Here is an 18,496-nt window from a genome sequence, read left to right as displayed (position 1 = left end):
TATCCCTGAGGCTATTCATCATCCATGGGGGCTGTCCCTGTGCAGATCCTGGTCTGTCGCATATGGTCCCCACCTGACGTAACGGGCGTCAGAGGATATTCTGGCAAACGGCCACGGCGGTCCCGCCACCCCGCCGCGCAATGATTCGAGGCGCATGATCATCGACAAGCCCGCCCTGCGCGCGAAGCTGCGCGCCGACCGCGATCGCTTCGCGGCCGAATCGAGCGCGGCGATCCTCGCGCCGGAAGCCTTCGTCGAGCGGCTGAAGCCCGGGCTAACCGTCGCCACTTATTGCCCCGTCGGCAGCGAAGCCGATCCCACCCAGCTCGCCGCCGCCGCGGCCGAGCAGGGATGCCGGCTCGCCCTCCCCCATGTCGTCGATCGCGCGGCACCGATCCGCTTTCTCGCCTGGGAGATCGGCGAGCCGCTGGTCCCCGGCCCCTTCGGCCTCCGCCAGCCCGATTCGTCGCGCGAGGAAGTCGCGCCCGACGTGATCCTGACTCCGCTGGTCGGTTTCGATGGGAGGCTGAATCGGCTCGGCCAGGGCGCGGGCCACTACGACCGGGCCTTTGCGCGATTCGAATCGGCCTGGCGCGTCGGCGTCGCCTGGTCGGTGCAGGAGGTTCCTGCAATTCCCGCCGACATCTGGGACGTGCCCTTGCACGCGATCATCACCGAGGAGGGCATGTTGTGGCACGCGGGCAAGTGAAGGCGACGTGGCGCAAGCCCGCGGGGATGTTCGCGATCCTGGCGCTGATCCTGTTCTGGGTGGTCGTGGTCGCCAGCTTCTCGGTCCAGATCGGCGCGCTGCCGGTGCTGGTGCAGGCGCTCGTCTATGTGGTGCTGGGGATCGTCTGGATCGCGCCGCTGAAGCCGTTGCTGCGCTGGATGGAAACGGGCCGCTGGCGCGCCTGAGCCGCCGCCTGACATTCTGATTTCGCTGGGAAAATCCGCTGCCGCCAATCCCTGCTCTTGCAAGGGATGGCGCGAGTGACGGGGCTCGAACCCGCGACCTCCGGCGTGACAGGCCGGCGCTCTAACCAACTGAGCTACACCCGCTCTCTCGAAGCGAGGAGGCGGCCACTAGCCGCCGGATTCGGGGGTGTCAACCGGATAGGTCACGACTTTTTTGACGATGTGCACGATGTTCGCTCGGATCGGACACCAGCGTGCCGTGTTCGAAGAGGAATCCGGCGATATCCGGCTTGCCCGCAGCGTTGAGCACGGTCTGGATGATGATCAGCAGCGGCACCGCCAGCAGCGCGCCCGGCGTGCCCCACACCCATCCCCAGAAGCTCAGCGAGACGAGAATCAGAAGCGGGCTGATCGTCAGCCGGTGCCCGACGATCAGCGGAGTCACCGCATTGGCCTCGATCAGATGCGCGACGATCATGATCGCGGCGGGCAGCAGCGCGACGCCGATGTCGCCGAAGCTCATCAGCCCGCCGAGCGCGAGCAGCAGCGCGGCCATCACCGGGCCGATATAGGGAATGTAGTTGAGCAAGGTGACGATGCCGCCCCACATCAGCGGCGTCGGCATGCCCAGCATCCAGAGCGCGGCCGCGACGATCAGGCCCAGCGTCACGTTGATGAGCGTGATCGTGCCGAGATAGGCCGAAGTGTCGTCGACCACGTCCTGGATCACCCGCGCGGTCGCCATCGCGCCGCCGAAGCTCGCGCGGCTGGTGATCGCGTTGCGCCGCAGCCGCGTCCAGCCCGAGAGGAAGAAGTAGATCACCAGGATCGCGAAGAACATCTCGATCAGCGCCGACGGCGCCGAGGTGGTGAACAGGTCGAGCAGCGAGGTCGGCGGCGCGGCGGCGGCGATCATCTGGGGCTGGCTCACCGGTGCCGCGGCGAAGCTGGTCAGCGTCCGGTTCACGAAATGCTCGAGGTGCGCATAGAAGCGGATCAGCGGCTCGAGATTCTGCTGGATCCTCGGGATGCTCTCGGGCAGCCGCTGCATCCATTGCCACGCCGGCACGACGATCGAGGCGAGCGCGGCGTTCGCCACCACCAGGAACAGGAAGACGCAGATCAAAGCGGCGAGCGGCGCGGGCGCACCGCGGCGCTCGAGCCATTCGAGCAGCGGCACCAGCGCGATCGCGATCACCAGCGATGCGGTCAGCGGCAGGAAGAAGGGGGAGCCGGCGCGGAGCGCGAAGGGGGTGGCGAGCAGCAGCCCCAGCCCCGCCATCAGCGCCAGCGCGGCCATCAGCCGGTCGCGCCGCAGCCCGTCGCCCGGATTCTCGTGCGGCTCGGGCGCGAGGATCGGCTCGCGCGGCGCCGCCTCGGGAACCGTGTCGTCGCTCGTACCGCCCATTGCCACGCCCTGTTCGTCCACGCTGATTCAGCCTCCCGGTTCGTCTCAATCTAGAGCCGGTGTATCCCGCGGGCAACGGCGCTTGAGGGGTGCTTACTGTGGCAATTCTGCAACTTGTCGCAGCGAAACAACATTTTACCGCCAAGTCGTTGACGCCTGATCTATACGGATCGGGAACAAACCCCGAGTCGAAAGTGTTAACGGCCTGGGTTCTTTGGGAGACGAAGCATGTATAACTTCGGCATCCGTCAGGCACACACCGGGTACCGCGTCGCATATCGTCCGGATCAGACCAACCATTGCCCTGGCTGCGGCCAGTCGCACTGGATGCTCGGCCGCCTCACCGCCGAATGCGCCTTCTGCGGCACTGCGCTTCCGCTGAACGCGGGGGGAGCGTCGGGCACGGGCCTGTTCCGCCGGAGCACCGGCAAGACGGTTCCGCCGCTCGCAGCCTGAGCGTTCCGCAACCGGAACGCCCGTCGAACCCTGCGCGTTGCACGTCGCGAACCCGCGATAGGAGCAACCCAATGACCGATGTTTCCGTCACTTCGCCTGTCGAGCGCATCGCCCGCGTGATCGCGGCCGAGGCGCTCAGCATCAACGGCGAGGGTGGCGATCCGAGTGCCGGTGGCGAAGTCGATGCGGTGTGGGAGCAGGAAGTCGACCGCGCCCTCGCCGTGCTGCGCACGCTGCGCGAACCCACGCCCGAAATGGTAGAGGCCGGCCGCGCCGCCGGCGGCGATCCGGCCGCCGTGTGGAACGCGATGGTCCGCGCCGCGATCGGGCAGGAAGAGACGGTTTAGATACGGGAACTCCCCTCCCCTTTCAGGGAGGGGAATGGATGAGCAATCCTACATCCCTCCCCGCGCCTCCTCGACGTCCTCGGGCTTGGCCTGCGCCGTGTGCATCTTCGCGAGCAGCGTATCGGGCGTGATGTGGCTCATCGCCGCCTGTAGCTTGTTGACGAAGCCCGAGACGATGTGCGGCTTGCCGCCGGTCATCGCCGCCCAGCCGTCCTCGGCGACCTTGGCAGGATCGGCCTTCTCGGCCTCGCCCACCGGCGTGTCGAGCAGCCCGGCGCGGCGGAAGAACTCGGTCTCGGTCGGCCCGGGCATCAGCACGGTGACATTGACCTGCGTGTCCTTCAGCTCCTCGCGCAGCGCATAGGCGAAGCTGTCGAGATAGGCCTTGGTGGCATTGTACACCGCCTGCCATGCCCCGGGGATCAGCCCTGCGATCGAGCCGGTGATCAGCACATTGCCCGAATCGCGCGCCACCATCTGCTGGAGCACCTTCTGGAGCAGATAGGTCGTGCCGGTGACGTTGGTGTCGATCACGCGGCGCCACTCGGCCGGATCCTGCGCGAGGAAGCCCTGGCCGAGCCCGCGGCCCGCATTGGCCACCAGCACGTCGATCTGCCGCCCGCCGCACGCCGCGAGCAGCCGGTCGTTGCCTTCGAAGGTCGCGAGGTCGGCCTCCACTGCCTGCACCTGCACGCCATAGCCATTGAGCTCGCCGGCCGCGGCGTCGATCGCCGGCTCGTCGGCGACGAGGATCAGGTCGTATCCCTCGCGCGCCGCGATCTTCGCCAGCTCCTTGCCGATGCCCGTCGAGGCACCGGTGATCACTGCCAGTTTGTCCGCCATCGTTCGGTCTCCCTCAGGCAAGCTCGAGGCCGGGCTTCAGCACCACCTTGGTGCAGCTGTCCTGCTCGTCATGGAACATGCGGTAGCCCTCGGGCGCCTGCTCGAGCGTCAGCCGGTGCGAGATCAGGAAAGTCGTATCCAGCTCGCCCTCGCCGATCATCTCGAGCAGCCTGGCGGTGTAGCGCTGGACATGGGTCTGGCCGGTCTTCACCGTCAGCCCCTTCTCCATCATCGCGCCCGCCGGGAACTTGTCGAGCAGCCCGCCATAGACGCCGGGGATCGAGACGCGCCCGCCCTTGCGGCAGGCGACGATCGCCTGCCTGAGCGCATGCGGCCGATCGGTGCCGAGGAAGGTCGACGCCTTGACCTGGTCGACGACATTGTCGACGAACAGGCCGTGCGCCTCCAGGCCCACCGCGTCGATCACTGCGTCGGGGCCGATCCCGCCGGTCATCTCCATCAGCGCCTCATAGGTGTCGGTCTGCTCGAAGTTGATCGTCTCGGCGCCGAACTTCGCCGCCAGCTCTAGCCGGTGCGGGAAATGGTCGATCGCGATCACGCGGTGCGCGCCGAGCTTGAACGCCGACTGGACCGCGAACAGCCCCACCGGCCCGCAGCCCCATACCGCGACCGTATCGCCGGGCTCGATGTCGGCATTCTCCGCCGCCATCCAGCCGGTGGGCAGGATGTCGGAGAGGAACAGCACGTCCTCGTCGGGAACGCCGTCGGGGATCACGATGGGCCCGACGTCGGAGAAGGGCACGCGGACATATTCCGCCTGGCCGCCCGGATAGCCGCCGGTCAGGTGGGTATAGCCGAACAGCCCGCTCATCGGCTCGCCGTAGAGCGTCTGGCCGAGCTCCTGGTTTTCCACCGGATTGCCGTTCTCGCACGCCGAATATTGCTGCTTGGAGCAATGAAAGCACTGGCCGCACGAGATGGTGAACGGCACCACCACGCGCTGTCCCTTCCTGAGCGAGGACTTGGGGCCCACATCCTCGACCACGCCCATGAACTCGTGGCCCAATATGTCGCCCTTCTCGAGCGTGGGGATATAGGCGTCGTAGAGGTGCAGGTCCGATCCGCAGATCGCGGTCGAAGTGATCCGGATGATCGCGTCGCGCGGATTGAGGATCTCGGGGTCCGGGACCGTCTCCATCCGAACGTCATGCTTGCCGTGCCAGGTGAGTGCGCGCATCGCTTCGTCTCCGATGGAGGGATGGGGTCAGGAAATCGACGGACGGTTGGGCGGCGAGGTGGTCGCGATCTCGCCCGTCTCCATCAGCTGCTTGAAGCGCCTGAGGTCGCGCGTGGACTGGATCTGCGGCTCCTTCTGCATGACCTTGGCCACCGCCTTGCCGATGAAGCCCATCGGCGGGTCATAGGCGAGGATCGCGCGCACGAAGGTGCCGTGCCCCGGCGGGCCGTCGAGGAACTCGACGCGTCCGCTGTTGCGCACGTCGCCGTCCTCGGACTGCCAGGCAATCACTTCGCCCGGCCGGTCCTCGGTGATCGCGGAGGTCCATTCATATTCGCCGTTGGGACCCTTCACCTTCCAGTGCGAGCGGCGGTCGTCGAGCGGCTCGATCGAGACGATGTTCTCCATGAAGCCGGCGAGGTTCCGGAAGTCGCGCCAATAGGCATAGAGCTCGTCGCGGGGCCGCAGGATCGAGACGGTGCGGCCCCATACGGTGCCCTCGCCGCCCTTGCCCTCGTGCCGCTGCAGCTCGCTATCCTTGGAGACATAGGTCGGGGCGTCGTCGTGGAGCTCGCTCATGACCCGGTCGTCCGTCGTGCGGCTACATTGGCCTCGGGATAGTCGTCGGGCGTCGCCTTGCCCTGGTTCTTGACTGCCTGGCGGCCCTCGTTGCGCAGCGCGGGATCGTCGTCCGGCCCCTCCAGCGCGGAGCCGCGGTCCTTGGCGCCGCCTTCGGAAAGATCCTTGCGATCGGCCATGTCTCATCTCCTTGGAAAGCGGGACACCCGGCTATCCATTTGACGTGGATCGGTTTTTACAGGCGCTCAGCGAACGGGCGCTTCCGCGGGATCAACCGATGGCAATCGCAGGCGTTCCCTCAATTCCGCTCCTTGCAGGCGGGGGCGCAGATGGTATTGCCCTGCGCATGCCCAGCACCGCACTCACGCTCTACAATTCGCTCACGCGCAGCATCGAGCAGTTCCAGCCGCTCGATCCGGAGAAGGGCGTGCGCGTCTATTCGTGCGGGCCGACGGTCTACAACTACGCGCACCTGGGCAATCTGCGCGCCTATGTCTTCACCGACACGCTGAGCCGCGTGCTGGCGTGGAAGGGCTACGGCCTCACCCATGTCATCAACATCACCGACGTCGGCCATCTGACCAGCGACGCCGATGCCGGCGACGACAAGATGGAGGCCGCCGCGCGCGCCCAGGCGAAGAGCATCTGGGACATCGCCGCGCACTATACCGCCGCGTTCAAGCAGAACATCGCCGACCTCAACATCCGCGAGCCTTCGCGCTGGTCGGTCGCCACCGATCACATCGCCGAGATGATCGCCTTCGCGGAGAAGATCGCGCCCGAGCATTGCTACGAGCTCGATTCCGGCCTCTATTTCGACGTGTCGACCGTCCCCGATTACGGCCGCCTCGCCGGCGCGCAGGACGATGCGGCGGAAGGGCGGATCGATCCCGTCGCCGGCAAGCGCCACCCGCAGGACTTCGCGATCTGGCGCAAGTCGCCCCCGGGCGAGCAGCGCCAGATGGAATGGGACTCGCCCTGGGGCCGCGGCGCGCCGGGCTGGCACCTCGAATGCTCGGTGATGAGCCTGAAGTATCTCGGCGCGCCGTTCGACATCCACACCGGCGGGATCGACCACCGCGAGATCCACCACCCCAATGAAATCGCGCAGAACCAGGCGTTCTGCGGCTGTGCCGACACCGGCGCGCATTTCTGGATGCACAACAACTTCCTGGTCGATCGCCAGGGCAAGATGTCGAAGTCCAAGGGCGGCTTCACCACGCTCCAGTCGCTGATCGACGCGGGCGTGCACCCGCTCGCCTATCGCCTGCTCTGCCTCCAGGCGCAGTATCGCAGCGAGCTCGAGTTCAGCGCCGAAAACCTGGCGGCGGCGCTGACCCGCCTCAAGCGGCTGGTGATGACGGTCACGAACCTCAAGGCCCGCGCCGAGGGTGAAGGCACCGCCCCGGCCGCCTGGCTCGAGCGGCTCGACGAGGCCGTCTCGGACGATCTCAACACGCCCAGGGCGCTCCCCATTCTCGACGAGCTGCTCGCCGACAAGCGCACCTCGCCCGCCGACCGGCTCGCGGGGCTGGCCGAATTCGACAAGGTGCTCGGCCTGCGCCTCGCCGAGCTCAGCCGCGAGGAACTGCGCCTCCGCCCCGTCGGCGCGACGCTCACCCCCGAGGAGATCAGCGACCGGCTGGTCGAGCGCCAGCAGGCGCGCGTGGTCAAGGATTTCCAGCGTTCGGACATGATCCGCGACGAACTGGCCGCTTCGGGCGTCGAAGTGATGGACGGCGATCCGCTCGGCTGGGATTGGCGGCCGGCGTTGCTCGATCAGGGATAAACAGGGGACACTTGCGCATTGCACTTGCCGGGCCGCTGCCGATCCAGGTCGGCGGGCCATAAGTGGAGTAAAGCAATGCGTAGTGTTTCCCTCGCCGCCCTGACCGCCGCGCTGGCGCTCGCCGCCTGCAACAAGCCGGCCGAGACCACCGACAATGCGCTGGTCAGCGCTGACAACGCCGTCGAGCTCGACGACGCCACGATCGAGAACGACGAGACTCCGCTGATCGAGGATGTCGCCGATCCCGCCACGCCGGCGGTGGCGGTCCCCGCCGTCCCCGCCCCCGCCGCGGGCACGAGCGCCGCGGACGCCGCGCCGCTAACAGACGCCGCGCAGGTCGAGGAGGAAATCCGCGCCGGCCGCGGCATCGAGCGCATCCGCCATGGCGACGGCTGGGCCTGGATGCGCGACGGACAGATCCTGCGCACCGCCGATCGCGACGGCGACAATGTCGCCTATTTTCGCCCGGGCAGCGACCAGCCCTTCCTCGTCCAGCGCGGCGACCGCGCCTTCGCCTATCAGGGCGACCGCGCGACGCGCGAGTTCGACCGGCAAGGCCGCGCCCGCACGCCCGACGCGGATCACAGCCGCGACGCCGCCGAAGCCGTGCGCGACGCCCGCCAGCAGCGCCAGAGCGCCGAGCAGGCGCGGCAGAATGCCCGCGCGCCCGATCGCACCGACAATCGCCGGCCGGGCACTCAGCCGACGCCGGGCACGCGGCCGACGCCGACGCCCACTCCGCACGCCACGGCGACTCCGGGCCGCGACGGCCGCGATCGTGACCGTACCGAGGGCCGCCGCCCCCGCGCCACCCCGACGCCGACTCCCACGCCGACACCCACTCCCGATCGAAACCGCGATCGCCGCGACCGCGACCGCTGAACCCTGCGCCGGCCTGTGCGGGAGGACACTCCCGCACAGGCGTTGCAAGGCGATCCGATCGGTTGGGACTGGAAACCGGCGCTCGACTGGCGCATGCATTGGAGGCCTCGACCCGAATTCGGGGCTAGAAGCGGAGTAATGCGATGCGCACACTTCCTCTAACCGCTCTCGTCGTGATGCTGGCGCTGGCCGGCTGCAATCAGCGGAGCGAAACCAATGACACAGCGCTGACGAACGCCGAAAATGCCACCGAGGTCGCGAACGGCGATGCCGGAGACGGCAATGCCGCGGATGCCGTGGTGGTGCCCCCGGTCCCCACTGCCGCGGCCGATGTCCCGCCTGCGGATTCGCAGACGCTCGCCGAAGCCGCCGAAATCGAGAAGAAGATCAACGCCGGCGAGGGGATCGAGGAAGTCCGCTTCGAGCAGGGCTGGGCATGGGTGCTCAACGGCCACATCGTGCGCACCTCCGACGAGCACGGCAGGAACGTCGCCTATTTCCGCGAGGGCAGCACCACGCCCTTCCTCGTCCAGGTCCAGGGACAGACCTACGCCTATGCAGGCGAGACGGCGCACGTCTATGACGCGACCGGCCATGCGGCCACGCCCGATGCCGCCGCCGGCCAGCAAGCCGCCGACGCCGCGCGCGCGGCCGGCGAGCAATATCGCCAGGCGGGAGAGGCCGTGGCGGAGCATGCGCCCTAGGGGCTCATTCCCTCGCCCCTCCGGAGGAGGGGAGAGGGTTGCGCAGACTTAGGTCCGGCGAAGCCGGGCCTTAGTCGGAGCTGGGTGAGGGGTGTGCGGCTGCACGGCAGCCGCGCGGAGCTGCGCTCCGCTCTACCCCTCTCCAAGCTGCGCTAGGCACCCCGGCAAGCCGGGGCACCAAGCTCCGCTATCCTCTCCCCTATCAAGGGGAGAGGAATTTTTTCGCGGGAACGTGATTCATCTCGGGTGCGCATGTCCCCCTCAAATAGCCAGCTCCAGCCCACCCCGAAATTTGAACCCGCAGCCGCGGCACGCTACGCCTCCGGTGCATGAAGGCCGTCCTCCCCGCCCTCGCCCGCCCGCTGGTCGAGCCGCAGCTCCCCGCCGGGCTCGACGTCGCCTGGTTCGCCTCGCGCGAGGAGGCGCTGGCGCTCGCGCCGACGGCCGAGATCGGCTGGCTCGACAACAACGATCCGCGCGTCTGGGCCGAGACGGTGGCGGCCGCGCGCAACCTCAAATGGCTCTCGACCATCTATGCCGGGCTCGATCCGCTCGATAAGGCGCAGCTGCTCGCGCAGGGCACGCGCGTTACCAACGGCAGCGGAGTCAATGCGCACACCGTGGCCGAATATGCCGTGATGGGCGCGCTGGTCGCCGCCAAGCGCTTCGACCAGGTCGTCCGCGCCGCCGATCGCCACGAATGGCCGCTCGATGCGCCGGGCAAGCTCGAGCTGTTCGAGAGCCACGCGCTGGTGATCGGCTATGGCACGATCGGCCGGCTGATCGGCGAGCGGCTTGCGGGGTTCGGCGTCACCGTCACCGGCGTGACGCGCACCGCGGCGCCCGGCACGATCGGCCCCGACGACTGGCGTCCCCGGCTGCCCGAGTTCGACTGGATCTTCCTCGCCGCTCCCGGCACCGACGCCAACCGCGCGATGATCGGCGAGGCCGAGCTGCGCGCGATGAAATCCTCCGCCTGGATCATCAACGTCGGCCGCGGCGCGCTGATCGACCAGGACGCGCTGGTCGAAGCGCTCCACAAGCGCCGGATCGGCGGCGCCTTCCTCGACACCGTCACCCCCGAGCCCCTGCCGCCCGAACATCCTCTGTGGACCGCGCCCAACGCGATCCACTCGATGCATCTCTCGGGCCGCAGCCAGACGCGGATGTTCCTCCGCGCCGCCGCGCTGTTCGTCGAGAATGTCCACGCGTTCGTGGAAGGGCGTGCGCTCAGGAACGAAGTGAACCTGGAAGCGGGGTATTGATCGCATTCCCCTCCCTTCCAGGGAGGAGCGGCAATCACGCTTACCCCGCCCGGGTAAAATTTCACCTTGCATCGCTTTACCCCGCCGGGGTAAAGGCCGGCACATGACGACTCTAGCCGGTTCCAAGATCCGCCGCTTCCGCGAGGAACGCTCCCTCTCCCGTGCCGCCTTCGGCGCGTGGTTCGGCACGCCCGGATCGACCGTCCAGGGCTGGGAAGAGGAAGGCAAGCGCGCCTCCGCCGCGGTGCTCAACCAGATCGCGGCGTACGGCATCGCGCATCATCAGGACTGGTTCGTCCACGTCCGCCAGGTGGAGCAGGACATGGCCCGGCAATGGTCCCCCGAAAGCTGGAAGCAGGCGGAGGCCCGCCAGCTGCCGATTTACCCCGATGCCGCCGCGCTCAATGCCGCGACCAGGCAGATCGAGTCCTTCCCGCCGCTCGTCTTCGCGGGCGAGGCGCGCCAGCTCACCCAGGAGCTAGCCAAGGTCGCGCGCGGCGAGGCCTTCCTGCTCCAGGGCGGCGACTGCGCTGAGAGCTTCGCCGAGTTCCACCCGAACAACATCCGCGACACCTTCCGCGTGCTGCTCCAGATGGCGGTGGTGCTCACCTTCGCCTCGAAGCTGCCGACGGTGAAGCTCGGCCGCATGGCGGGCCAGTTCGCCAAGCCGCGCTCGGCCGATACCGAGACGATCGACGGCGTCGAGCTGCCCAGCTACCGCGGCGACAACGTCAACGACATCGCGTTCACGCCTGAAGCGCGCGTCCCCGATCCGCAGCGGATGATCCAGGGCTATTCGCAATCCGCTGCGACGCTCAACCTGCTGCGCGCCTTCGCGCAGGGCGGCTATGCCAACCTGCACCAGGTCCACAAATGGACGCACGATTACATGGGCAAGAGCCCCTGGGCGGCGCGCTACAAGGATGTGGCGGACCGCATCGGCGAGGCGCTCGACTTCATGGCCGCGTGCGGGATCGACGCCGACAGCGTGCCGCAGCTCAAGGCGACTAACTTCTACACCAGCCACGAGGCGCTGCTGCTCCCCTATGAGCAGGCGCTCACCCGGCAGGACAGCCTCACCGGCGACTGGTACGACACCAGCGCGCACATGCTGTGGATCGGCGACCGCACGCGCTTCGACGGCTCGGCGCATGTCGAGTTCCTGCGCGGCATCGGCAATCCGATCGGCATGAAGTGCGGCCCCAGCCTCGAGCCCGACGCGCTGATCCGTCTGCTCGACACGCTCAACCCCGCGCGCATCCCCGGCCGGATGACGCTGATCACCCGCTACGGCCACGACAAGATCGAGGCGGGCCTGCCCGCGCTCGTCCGCGCGGTGAAGCGGGAGGGGCATCCGGTGGTGTGGAGCTGCGACCCGATGCACGGCAACGTCGTCAAGGCCGCCAACGGCTACAAGACGCGCCCCTTCGAACGCATCCTGGCCGAGGTCCGCGGCTTCTTCGCCGTCCACCGCGCAGAAGGAACCTTCGCGGGCGGCATCCATGCCGAGATGACCGGCCAGAACGTCACCGAATGCACCGGCGGCGCGGTCGAGATCACCGAGCAGGGCCTGGCGGACCGCTACCACACCCACTGCGACCCGCGTCTCAACGCGGGACAGAGCCTCGAGCTCGCCTTCCTCCTCGCCGAGATGCTCAACGAGGAAATGGCGGAGCGCCGCAAGGCCGCTGCCTGAGGTCGAACCAGGTCGTTACGGGCGCGTATGAAGTAAAACTTCAAATATCCGACGTGTTTACTTGCCGCCGGAATTGCCCGAATGTCCTCTACGCAAGCGGCTGCGAAGTGCAGCGCGCCGGGAGTCCTTCCCGGCGCCGCTCGCGGAGGGGGCAGGGATCGTCGGCACCGGCATGGGCAGAAGGATCAGCGACGACGACATCGAAGCACTCCGCCGGCTCGAGCGCGCCGAGGAACGCTATCGCGCGGTGTTCGAGCAGGCCGGCGTCGGCGTCGGGCTGCTGTCGCTCGACGGCGTCTATCTCGAAGTCAACGACCGCAGCGGCGAGCTCACCGGCTATGCGCGCGAGGAAGTCGTCGGCCACAGCTTCAAGCTGATCTGCAACCCGCCCGACTGGGAGGTGACTGCCGGCGCGATCGCCGCGCTCGCCGAGAGCCGCATCCCCTATTATTCCGCCGACCGCGTGATCCGCACCAAGAGCGGCGAGCTGCGCCCGGTCCACGCCACCGCCAACCTCGTGCGCAAGCCCGACGGCACGCCCGACCACATCATCTCGATCCTCCAGGACATCTCCGACCGCGTCGAGGCGGAGCGCGCGCTGACCGAGAGCGAGAAGCGCCTCCGCCTCGCGCAGGAGGCCGCCGGCGTCGGCATGTGGGAGATCGACCTCACGACCGACACTGCGCGCCAGTCGCCCCAGAGCGCGCGGCTGTTCGGCATGGAATGGCACGAGGCGCCCTATACGCTCGCCGAATTCGAGGCGCCGCTCGGCTCGGCGCAGCTTGCCCGCGTCCGCGACGCCATCACCCAGGCGGTGCGCGCCCGCGGCCCGCTCGAGATGACGCTCACCCTCTGCCTCCCCGACGGCAGCGAGCGCTGGGTGACGCTCCAGGGCCGCTACGATCGCTATGACGGCCAGCCGCGCATGCTCGGCCTGACGATCGACATCACCCGCGAAGTCGAGGCGCAGGCCCAGCTCCGCGAGGCACACGACAAGCTGCTGCGCGTCGCCCGCCTCAGCGCGATGGGCGCGATGGCCTCCACGCTCGCGCACGAGCTCAACCAGCCGCTCTCCGCGATCGCCAATTTCGTCGAGGCCTCGCGCGCCCGCATCCGCATGGGGCCGGACCCCGATCCCGCGATCGTCGAGGCGCTCGATCAGGCGCGCGCCCAGACGCTGCGCGCCGGCGACATCATCCGCCGCATCCGCGCCTTCAGCGTCTCGGGCGACGTCGCGTCCGAGGCCATCGACCTCGCCGCCGTGATCCGCGCCGCCTGCGATTCGGTGCGCCAGCTCCGCCTCGCCGCCGGCGTTGCTATCCAGATCGACATCGACCCGCGACCCGCCCGGCTGATCGGCGATCCGCTCCAGATCGAGCAGGTGGTCGCCAACCTCGCGCGCAACGCGGCCGAGGCGACCCAGGGCTGCCCCGAGCGCACCGTCACCGTCTCCACCCGCCTGCGCGCCCGCGACGTGCTGGTCCGCGTCCGCGACACCGGCCGCGGCATCGCCCCCTGTGCCTTCGACACGCTGTTCGAGCCCTTCTACACCAGCAAGGAGACCGGCACCGGCCTGGGCCTGCCGATCTGCCGCACGATCGTCGAGGCGCACGGCGGCCGCCTCTGGGCAGAGAATTGCAACAGCGGCGGCGCCGAGTTCAGCTTCACCCTGCCCATGGCCGAGGAGCCCTAGCGCCCGCCCCCGCCGAGCGTGTCCTTGTAGATCCTCCCGTCCTTCATGATCACCACGAAGCTCCGCGCCGGATCGGCGACCAGCGCGATGTTCTCCAGCGGATTGCCGTCGACCAGCAGCAGGTCGGCCAGCGCCCCCTCCTCCACCACGCCCAGCCGCCCGCGATAGGGGCTGCGCTTGCCCGAGAGCGCGAGCAGCTCGGCATTGGTCGAGGTCGCCATGATCAGCGCCTCGCCGGGCGTGTACCACTGCGTCAGCGAGGCAAGGATCGCCCCCTGCTGCTGCGCCAGCGCGCGCGAGAACAGCACGTCGGTCCCCCAGGCGGTCTTGATCTTGTACTTCTTCGCCAGCGCATAGGTCCGCGCCACGCCCGGAAACACTTCGTCGGCCTTCTCGCGCTGGACCGAGCCGACCGGGAAGCCGGTGCGCAGCGCGTCGGGGAGCGGCTGCAGGCTTAGCCAGATGCCCTTCTGCGCGATCAGCTTGGCGGTGTCCTCGTCCATCAGGAAGCCGTGCTCGATGCACGTCACCCCCGCCTCGATCGCCTGGCGGATCGCCTCGGGCGTGAAGGCGTGGACGGTGACATAGGTACCCCAGTTGTTCGCCGCCTCCACCGCCGCGCGCAGCTCGGGCACGGTGAAGGTCACCGCGTCGATCGGGCTGAACGGCGAGGAGACGCCCCCGCCCGCGGTGAGCTTGATCAGCGCGGCGCCCTGCATCAGCTGCTCGCGCACCCGCATGCGCACTTCGTCGGGGCTGTCCGCCACGGCGAAGGCGCCCATCTGCTCGCCATGCGTCAGCGCGCCGCCGGGGTGGCGCGGCAGGTCGGTGAGCTGGCGGAAGTCGCCATGCCCGCTCGTCACCGTGATCATCGCGCCGGAGGGATAGATGCGCGGGCCCGGCATCGATCCGTCGTCGATCGCCTCCTTGAGCCCGAACGAGGGCCCGCCGACGTCGCGCACGGTGGTGAAGCCGCGCATCAGCGTGTCGTGCGCCTCGGCGCCGGCGATCAGGTAGAAATAGCCCGGATCACCGGTCAGCGCCTCGGCCGGCGTCGGGCGGATCAACATCGTGTGCCAATGCGCGTCGATCAGGCCGGGCATCAGCGTGCGCCCTCCCCCGTCGATCACGCGCACCTCCGGCCCCGCCGCGATCGGCCCCGCCGAGATGCGCTCGATCCGGTTGCCGCGAACGAGCACGCTGGAGGGCGCCGACAGCGTCGCATGCTTCCCGTCGAAGACCCGCACGTTCTGGAAGAGCGTCGCCTCGACCTGCGGCGGCGGAGGCGGCGCCGCCTGCTGCGCGCGCAGCGGCGACGGCCCCAGGCTCAGCAGCACCAGCAGCGCGAGCAGCATCAGGATCAGCGGGAGCAGGCTGCGGCGGGCATCCGGGCGGATGCAGGCCGCCGCCTTCGACGAGGCGCGAGACGTCATGAGGTTCCTCCTGTTCCGCGCGCGGCTCCGGCCCTGATGGAGCGCGTGCGCGAGACGGGAGGCTAGGCGGCCCTGTGGGGCCGAAATATCGGGGTAAGTCCTGAGACTGGCGGCGCGGGTTTCCTATGGGGTGGGGAACGGGGCGCTATCCGCCCACACTAATCCCCTATGGTCGCTTCCAACGTCACCGCTTCGAGGCGCTCGGTTATTGTGCCCGAACCGCGCCACAATGACGTAAAATCTGCACCATCCAGCAGCACAACCAAAACATCGCGCGTTGACTCCCGGCGACGTTCCAGGCTCACACCATCCGTGAATCTGCCGCTTGTGATCAAAAAGCCCAGCTTAGCGCGTCCGTGTCTCGACTGAAGCTTTCTCAGAAACTCTGCATACTCCGTAGGTGTCACAGGGCCCCTCCAGTTCTTGACTTCAGCAAGGACTACCGGACTCCCCCCTAGCGCACCCCCCGTGTTCCGATTTTGGACTATAACATCCATCTGCTGTGAACGGTTCGAAATACCAATCGCATGAACCTCAAAACCTCGCACCTGACTCAACATTAGAGCCACGGCAACTTCCAACAGCACACCTTTTCTGTTTGTATCAATCTCTTCAATAGCTCTAGCATAGGCTCTATCGAGAAGATTGCGCGCAGCAGGTTGCGAGAGTTGCACTCTGGTCTCCACAACATATTCTGGAGCAGAATAATATAATTTCGCGTTTATATTCGATGATGGATCGACGCCATTCGTATATACAATAATTGCAGCGCCTAACTCATCGCATGTCTGGATAAAATCCTCGTCTAAAAAGACGTCCAAAGGCGCCACAACTCCAACGCGAATGTCCGAATCAATAGCTTTGGCCCTCCGAATTCGACGAGACCAAGAATCCGAATCTGGCGCTAGCACGTGAATGTGCCAAGCACGCTTTATATCCGGCTCAAAAAGATGAGGACGCCACGGAATATCCTCGTGTATTTCCGCGTCGACTAACGCCTCGCGCCCATTTGACTGTTCAGCCAAAAACGCGGCAAGCTCAGGCTGGATCTTCCTCAGAGGGTCGCCAACAAACGTCATGAGAGATTGGAAAGCGCCCCATCAACTCTTAGGCGCAGCTCAAGTAGGGCCTCTCGGAGCTGTCCACGCTGGTCGGCGTCTGTGGTAATCGCTAAGAAGTCCGAAATCCTTCCTGGTAAAGCCGCAATATCGCGCAGAACCTTACCAAGTTCCACGTTCGATGCCGCACCTAACTCATAGGCTTCATCGATCGATAGGTCAGGCTCGGTAAAAAGGCGCGATAGAGCGGAACGAGCACGCTCACCTACCTTCCCTTCACTTTTAGCCGTATCAAAAAGAGTACCAACAAGCCTAAGATTTACAACGTCTGCCTCCACGTTTTCATCGTACCGCTTAAGTAACTCATTGCGAGCTTTATCAGCAGTAAGACCTGGAACAGGAGCCTGCCCCTCAGAGCTTTCCCTTCTAAGTTTGGAGGATACGTTCTTATCTAGCTCTACGAGTAGTTGGTATTTAATTTCTCCAGCGGCCACGCGCTCTTGTGTCTCTCGAGGGTAGCTCAGCACCCGACGCATATTTCTGATACGATCAATCGATAGACCTGTAATTCTCTGAAGATCTCGATCAGAGGTTAAGCCAGTCTCATCAATGATCTGCTCAAGCGCCCAAGCGGTTTCAATCTCCTCCCATTCTTCCCGCAGCATATGAATGTTAAACATCCGAACCGCGTTCTCATTAGAAGAGGGCTCGGCTACGACTAAAGCCGGAATTGTTTTCCAGTTTATTGACTGCGCAGCCCTAAATCTACGTTCTCCATCCAAGAGAATAAAACTCGGCCGGTCTGGGGACCGATATACGGTAATAGGAACCTGTAACCCAATCTCCTCCATCGAGGCAGCCAACCTTTCGATGGTTCTCGGATTAAAGGTTTGCCTAGGATTACGAGGATTCGGAAGTATCTCTTTTATCTCAATCGACCGCAAATCTCCGGCCGGCGTCACATCACGATCCGCAGTTTTATTAGAATCGGGCACGGTAAACATCCTCCGTCACCATGATCGACGCGTTCCCTGGCGCGCCCCCCATGGTTGAATGCTTTAACGGTACGCTCGCTATCCTTTCGACAAACGGATAACTCTCTCTAAGAACATCTTCCACAGAACTTCCAGCCTTATAGAGCAGGCCGTTAGTGGGGTAGCTCAAGTATAACTGCGCACCTATGGACGAGGATGCCTTAGCGAATCGCCGCATCTCTTCCGTAACTTTAGCCCTCAAAGAAAACCCCGTGGAGAATCGATCTGTACGATAGCGCCCCTTACCCAGGCAATCTGGGTAGTCATACTTTACCAGCGTTTCCAGCACATGATAGTATCTGCTATATTGCGCCCTAGAGTACGGAGGATCAGCGTATATGACGAGTCCGTCAATGTTACTTACATCGCCAGCTTCCAAGAGCGCTGTGGCGTCGCCGCAATAGGCAATATTATTTTCTCGATCCGCACAGTCAACCTGCTTGAACTCATCCAGGGCGCGATAAAAACGATCTAATATTGAGCGCGTTCGCATCTTTGCGATGTAAGCAGCCGTGCGCTTATCACGAGGCACAAGAAACTGGGCGAAGTGCCCGGGTGAGGCAGCACACTCGCTAGCGGCTCGTAGAAGGCAACTGAGATAATATGGTCTCCGCTCCGGGCAGGCCGCGTCGATAGCACAGCGAAGCGAGTCTAGTTCTATGGACTGCGCAAGCCCGAAGTAACCGAAAGAAAAATATCCCGTTACGAGCTGATATATTTTGGCCCCTGGCGCCGGAAGATTCGGAACGCGGATCTCAAGCTGGGCATCATTAAATGCAACCAACTTTCGCCACCCACTGGCCTCGGAAACTCTTCCCAGGACCTCAGCTTCCTGCCGAAGCTCCTCTCTGACCGCTTGCCGGAGGGCGCTAGCATTTTCTGCGTATACATCCGCGAGTTCATCGCGCGCATGCAAGGAAGTAGGCGGAGGTCCATCACAAACAAACAACGCCTCGGCTACAGTCTTCGCAAAGCTATGTGCATCGTTTGTAAGCAATCGATGGCGAGGTGCCAGTTCAGCCCCCACAGCACACATACCTGAGAAGACGTCCAGAACCGGGGCGCCCGGGTTTTCATCACTTATGTGCGCACATATCTGACCAGCAAGAGATCGCTTGCTGCCCATATAGCGCACTTGAAAAGCCATGCTTCCCCTCACCCCCTTTGGCACCTGATAGTGCTCAAAGCCCCTTGGC

19 protein-coding genes and 1 tRNA gene are annotated in these 18,496 nt (G+C 65.7%); 10 read left to right on the top strand and 10 right to left on the bottom strand.

Going from position 1 to position 18,496, the window contains the following annotated elements:
• Window positions 1-154 precede the first annotated feature (154 nt).
• Window positions 155-709: a 5-formyltetrahydrofolate cyclo-ligase gene (locus J7500_RS08770; protein WP_294061330.1), complete on the top strand. Its 555-nt coding sequence runs from the start codon at window positions 155-157 to the stop codon at window positions 707-709.
• Window positions 691-915 (top strand): DUF2842 domain-containing protein, encoded by a 225-nt coding sequence (locus J7500_RS08765; protein ID WP_294061329.1) that lies wholly within the window; start codon window positions 691-693, stop codon window positions 913-915. Before J7500_RS08770 ends, J7500_RS08765 begins: the two co-directional genes overlap by 19 nt.
• A 67-nt stretch (window positions 916-982) precedes the next feature.
• Here the strand turns inward: J7500_RS08765 and J7500_RS08760 are convergent.
• A tRNA-Asp gene (locus J7500_RS08760) sits at window positions 983-1,059 on the bottom strand.
• A gap of 46 nt (window positions 1,060-1,105) precedes the next feature.
• Window positions 1,106-2,215: an AI-2E family transporter gene (locus J7500_RS08755; protein WP_294062145.1), complete on the bottom strand. Its 1,110-nt coding sequence runs from the start codon at window positions 2,213-2,215 to the stop codon at window positions 1,106-1,108.
• A 336-nt stretch (window positions 2,216-2,551) separates the two neighbouring features.
• Here J7500_RS08755 and J7500_RS08750 point away from each other — a divergent pair, with 336 nt between their 5' ends.
• The gene (locus tag J7500_RS08750) at window positions 2,552-2,779 is read left to right on the top strand and encodes a hypothetical protein (protein WP_294061328.1); all 228 of its coding nucleotides are present in this window, start codon (window positions 2,552-2,554) and stop codon (window positions 2,777-2,779) included.
• Window positions 2,780-2,850: 71 nt separating this feature from the next.
• Entirely contained in the window at window positions 2,851-3,126 is a 276-nt protein-coding gene (locus J7500_RS08745) for a hypothetical protein (RefSeq protein ID WP_294061327.1), read from the top strand.
• Window positions 3,127-3,174: 48 nt separating this feature from the next.
• Here the strand turns inward: J7500_RS08745 and J7500_RS08740 are convergent, their stop codons facing one another.
• From J7500_RS08740 to J7500_RS08725, 4 genes are read right to left on the bottom strand one after another with little or no spacing between them, the layout of a single operon-like run.
• Window positions 3,175-3,969 carry an SDR family oxidoreductase gene (locus tag J7500_RS08740; protein ID WP_294061326.1) on the bottom strand — a complete coding sequence of 265 codons (795 nt, stop codon included), beginning with the start codon at window positions 3,967-3,969 and terminating at the stop codon, window positions 3,175-3,177.
• Between the two features lie 13 nt (window positions 3,970-3,982).
• Window positions 3,983-5,167, bottom strand: a complete 1,185-nt coding sequence (locus tag J7500_RS08735; RefSeq protein WP_294061325.1) for a zinc-dependent alcohol dehydrogenase — start codon at window positions 5,165-5,167, stop codon at window positions 3,983-3,985.
• A 27-nt stretch (window positions 5,168-5,194) separates the two neighbouring features.
• Window positions 5,195-5,746: an SRPBCC family protein gene (locus J7500_RS08730; RefSeq protein ID WP_294061324.1), complete on the bottom strand. Its 552-nt coding sequence runs from the start codon at window positions 5,744-5,746 to the stop codon at window positions 5,195-5,197.
• Complete coding sequence (locus J7500_RS08725) at window positions 5,743-5,925, bottom strand: hypothetical protein (RefSeq protein WP_294061323.1); 183 nt, start codon at window positions 5,923-5,925, stop codon at window positions 5,743-5,745. Before J7500_RS08725 ends, J7500_RS08730 begins: the two co-directional genes overlap by 4 nt.
• A 167-nt stretch (window positions 5,926-6,092) precedes the next feature.
• On the opposite strand from J7500_RS08725, the gene cysS reads away from it, so the two are divergent.
• From cysS to J7500_RS08695, 6 genes are all read left to right on the top strand, one after another.
• Window positions 6,093-7,535 (top strand): cysteine--tRNA ligase, encoded by a 1,443-nt coding sequence (gene cysS / locus J7500_RS08720; RefSeq protein ID WP_294061322.1) that lies wholly within the window; start codon window positions 6,093-6,095, stop codon window positions 7,533-7,535.
• 75 nt (window positions 7,536-7,610) lie between these two features.
• Window positions 7,611-8,417 (top strand): hypothetical protein, encoded by an 807-nt coding sequence (locus tag J7500_RS08715; RefSeq protein ID WP_294061321.1) that lies wholly within the window; start codon window positions 7,611-7,613, stop codon window positions 8,415-8,417.
• A 143-nt stretch (window positions 8,418-8,560) separates the two neighbouring features.
• Window positions 8,561-9,121 (top strand): hypothetical protein, encoded by a 561-nt coding sequence (locus tag J7500_RS08710; RefSeq protein WP_294061320.1) that lies wholly within the window; start codon window positions 8,561-8,563, stop codon window positions 9,119-9,121.
• A gap of 329 nt (window positions 9,122-9,450) precedes the next feature.
• Window positions 9,451-10,386 carry an NAD(P)-dependent oxidoreductase gene (locus J7500_RS08705; protein ID WP_294061319.1) on the top strand — a complete coding sequence of 312 codons (936 nt, stop codon included), beginning with the start codon at window positions 9,451-9,453 and terminating at the stop codon, window positions 10,384-10,386.
• A 322-nt stretch (window positions 10,387-10,708) separates the two neighbouring features.
• Window positions 10,709-12,082, top strand: a complete 1,374-nt coding sequence (locus tag J7500_RS08700) for a class II 3-deoxy-7-phosphoheptulonate synthase (protein ID WP_294062144.1) — start codon at window positions 10,709-10,711, stop codon at window positions 12,080-12,082.
• 172 nt (window positions 12,083-12,254) lie between these two features.
• Window positions 12,255-13,775, top strand: a complete 1,521-nt coding sequence (locus J7500_RS08695) for a PAS domain S-box protein (protein WP_294061318.1) — start codon at window positions 12,255-12,257, stop codon at window positions 13,773-13,775.
• Here J7500_RS08695 and J7500_RS08690 read toward each other — a convergent pair.
• The 4 genes from J7500_RS08690 to J7500_RS18540 all read right to left on the bottom strand — a co-directional run bounded on the left by J7500_RS08690 (window position 13,772) and on the right by J7500_RS18540 (window position 18,426).
• Window positions 13,772-15,208: an amidohydrolase family protein gene (locus tag J7500_RS08690; protein ID WP_294061317.1), complete on the bottom strand. Its 1,437-nt coding sequence runs from the start codon at window positions 15,206-15,208 to the stop codon at window positions 13,772-13,774. The two genes, J7500_RS08695 and J7500_RS08690, sit on opposite strands and share 4 nt — an antisense overlap.
• Window positions 15,209-15,366: 158 nt before the next feature.
• Window positions 15,367-16,287 carry a restriction endonuclease gene (locus J7500_RS08685; protein WP_294061316.1) on the bottom strand — a complete coding sequence of 307 codons (921 nt, stop codon included), beginning with the start codon at window positions 16,285-16,287 and terminating at the stop codon, window positions 15,367-15,369.
• Complete coding sequence (locus J7500_RS08680; protein WP_294061315.1) at window positions 16,284-17,261, bottom strand: ParB/RepB/Spo0J family partition protein; 978 nt, start codon at window positions 17,259-17,261, stop codon at window positions 16,284-16,286. The genes J7500_RS08685 and J7500_RS08680 overlap by 4 nt, the downstream gene beginning before the upstream one ends.
• On the bottom strand, window positions 17,248-18,426 hold the full coding sequence (locus tag J7500_RS18540; RefSeq protein ID WP_367112980.1) for a DNA adenine methylase: 1,179 nt from the start codon (window positions 18,424-18,426) through the stop codon (window positions 17,248-17,250). Before J7500_RS18540 ends, J7500_RS08680 begins: the two co-directional genes overlap by 14 nt.
• Between the last annotated feature and the right edge of the window lie 70 nt (window positions 18,427-18,496).

This window comes from Sphingomonas sp. (genome assembly GCF_017744835.1).
Classification (GTDB): Bacteria; Pseudomonadota; Alphaproteobacteria; order Sphingomonadales; family Sphingomonadaceae; genus Sphingomonas.
Note: the sequence above shows the minus strand (reverse complement) of the source record. Positions and strands in the feature narration are given on the sequence as shown.

Coding starts and splice junctions, on each gene's coding strand:
- J7500_RS08770 (WP_294061330.1), top strand. CDS start 155: ATGATCATCGACAAGCCCGCCCTGCGCGCGAAGCTGCGCGCCGACCGC.
- J7500_RS08755 (WP_294062145.1), bottom strand. CDS start 2,215: ATGGCCGCGCTGGCGCTGATGGCGGGGCTGGGGCTGCTGCTCGCCACC.
- J7500_RS08750 (WP_294061328.1), top strand. CDS start 2,552: ATGTATAACTTCGGCATCCGTCAGGCACACACCGGGTACCGCGTCGCA.
- J7500_RS08745 (WP_294061327.1), top strand. CDS start 2,851: ATGACCGATGTTTCCGTCACTTCGCCTGTCGAGCGCATCGCCCGCGTG.
- J7500_RS08740 (WP_294061326.1), bottom strand. CDS start 3,969: ATGGCGGACAAACTGGCAGTGATCACCGGTGCCTCGACGGGCATCGGC.
- J7500_RS08735 (WP_294061325.1), bottom strand. CDS start 5,167: ATGCGCGCACTCACCTGGCACGGCAAGCATGACGTTCGGATGGAGACG.
- J7500_RS08730 (WP_294061324.1), bottom strand. CDS start 5,746: ATGAGCGAGCTCCACGACGACGCCCCGACCTATGTCTCCAAGGATAGC.
- J7500_RS08725 (WP_294061323.1), bottom strand. CDS start 5,925: ATGGCCGATCGCAAGGATCTTTCCGAAGGCGGCGCCAAGGACCGCGGC.
- cysS (WP_294061322.1), top strand. CDS start 6,093: ATGCCCAGCACCGCACTCACGCTCTACAATTCGCTCACGCGCAGCATC.
- J7500_RS08715 (WP_294061321.1), top strand. CDS start 7,611: ATGCGTAGTGTTTCCCTCGCCGCCCTGACCGCCGCGCTGGCGCTCGCC.
- J7500_RS08710 (WP_294061320.1), top strand. CDS start 8,561: ATGCGCACACTTCCTCTAACCGCTCTCGTCGTGATGCTGGCGCTGGCC.
- J7500_RS08705 (WP_294061319.1), top strand. CDS start 9,451: ATGAAGGCCGTCCTCCCCGCCCTCGCCCGCCCGCTGGTCGAGCCGCAG.
- J7500_RS08700 (WP_294062144.1), top strand. CDS start 10,709: ATGGCCCGGCAATGGTCCCCCGAAAGCTGGAAGCAGGCGGAGGCCCGC.
- J7500_RS08695 (WP_294061318.1), top strand. CDS start 12,255: ATGGGCAGAAGGATCAGCGACGACGACATCGAAGCACTCCGCCGGCTC.
- J7500_RS08690 (WP_294061317.1), bottom strand. CDS start 15,208: ATGACGTCTCGCGCCTCGTCGAAGGCGGCGGCCTGCATCCGCCCGGAT.
- J7500_RS08685 (WP_294061316.1), bottom strand. CDS start 16,287: ATGACGTTTGTTGGCGACCCTCTGAGGAAGATCCAGCCTGAGCTTGCC.
- J7500_RS18540 (WP_367112980.1), bottom strand. CDS start 18,426: ATGGGCAGCAAGCGATCTCTTGCTGGTCAGATATGTGCGCACATAAGT.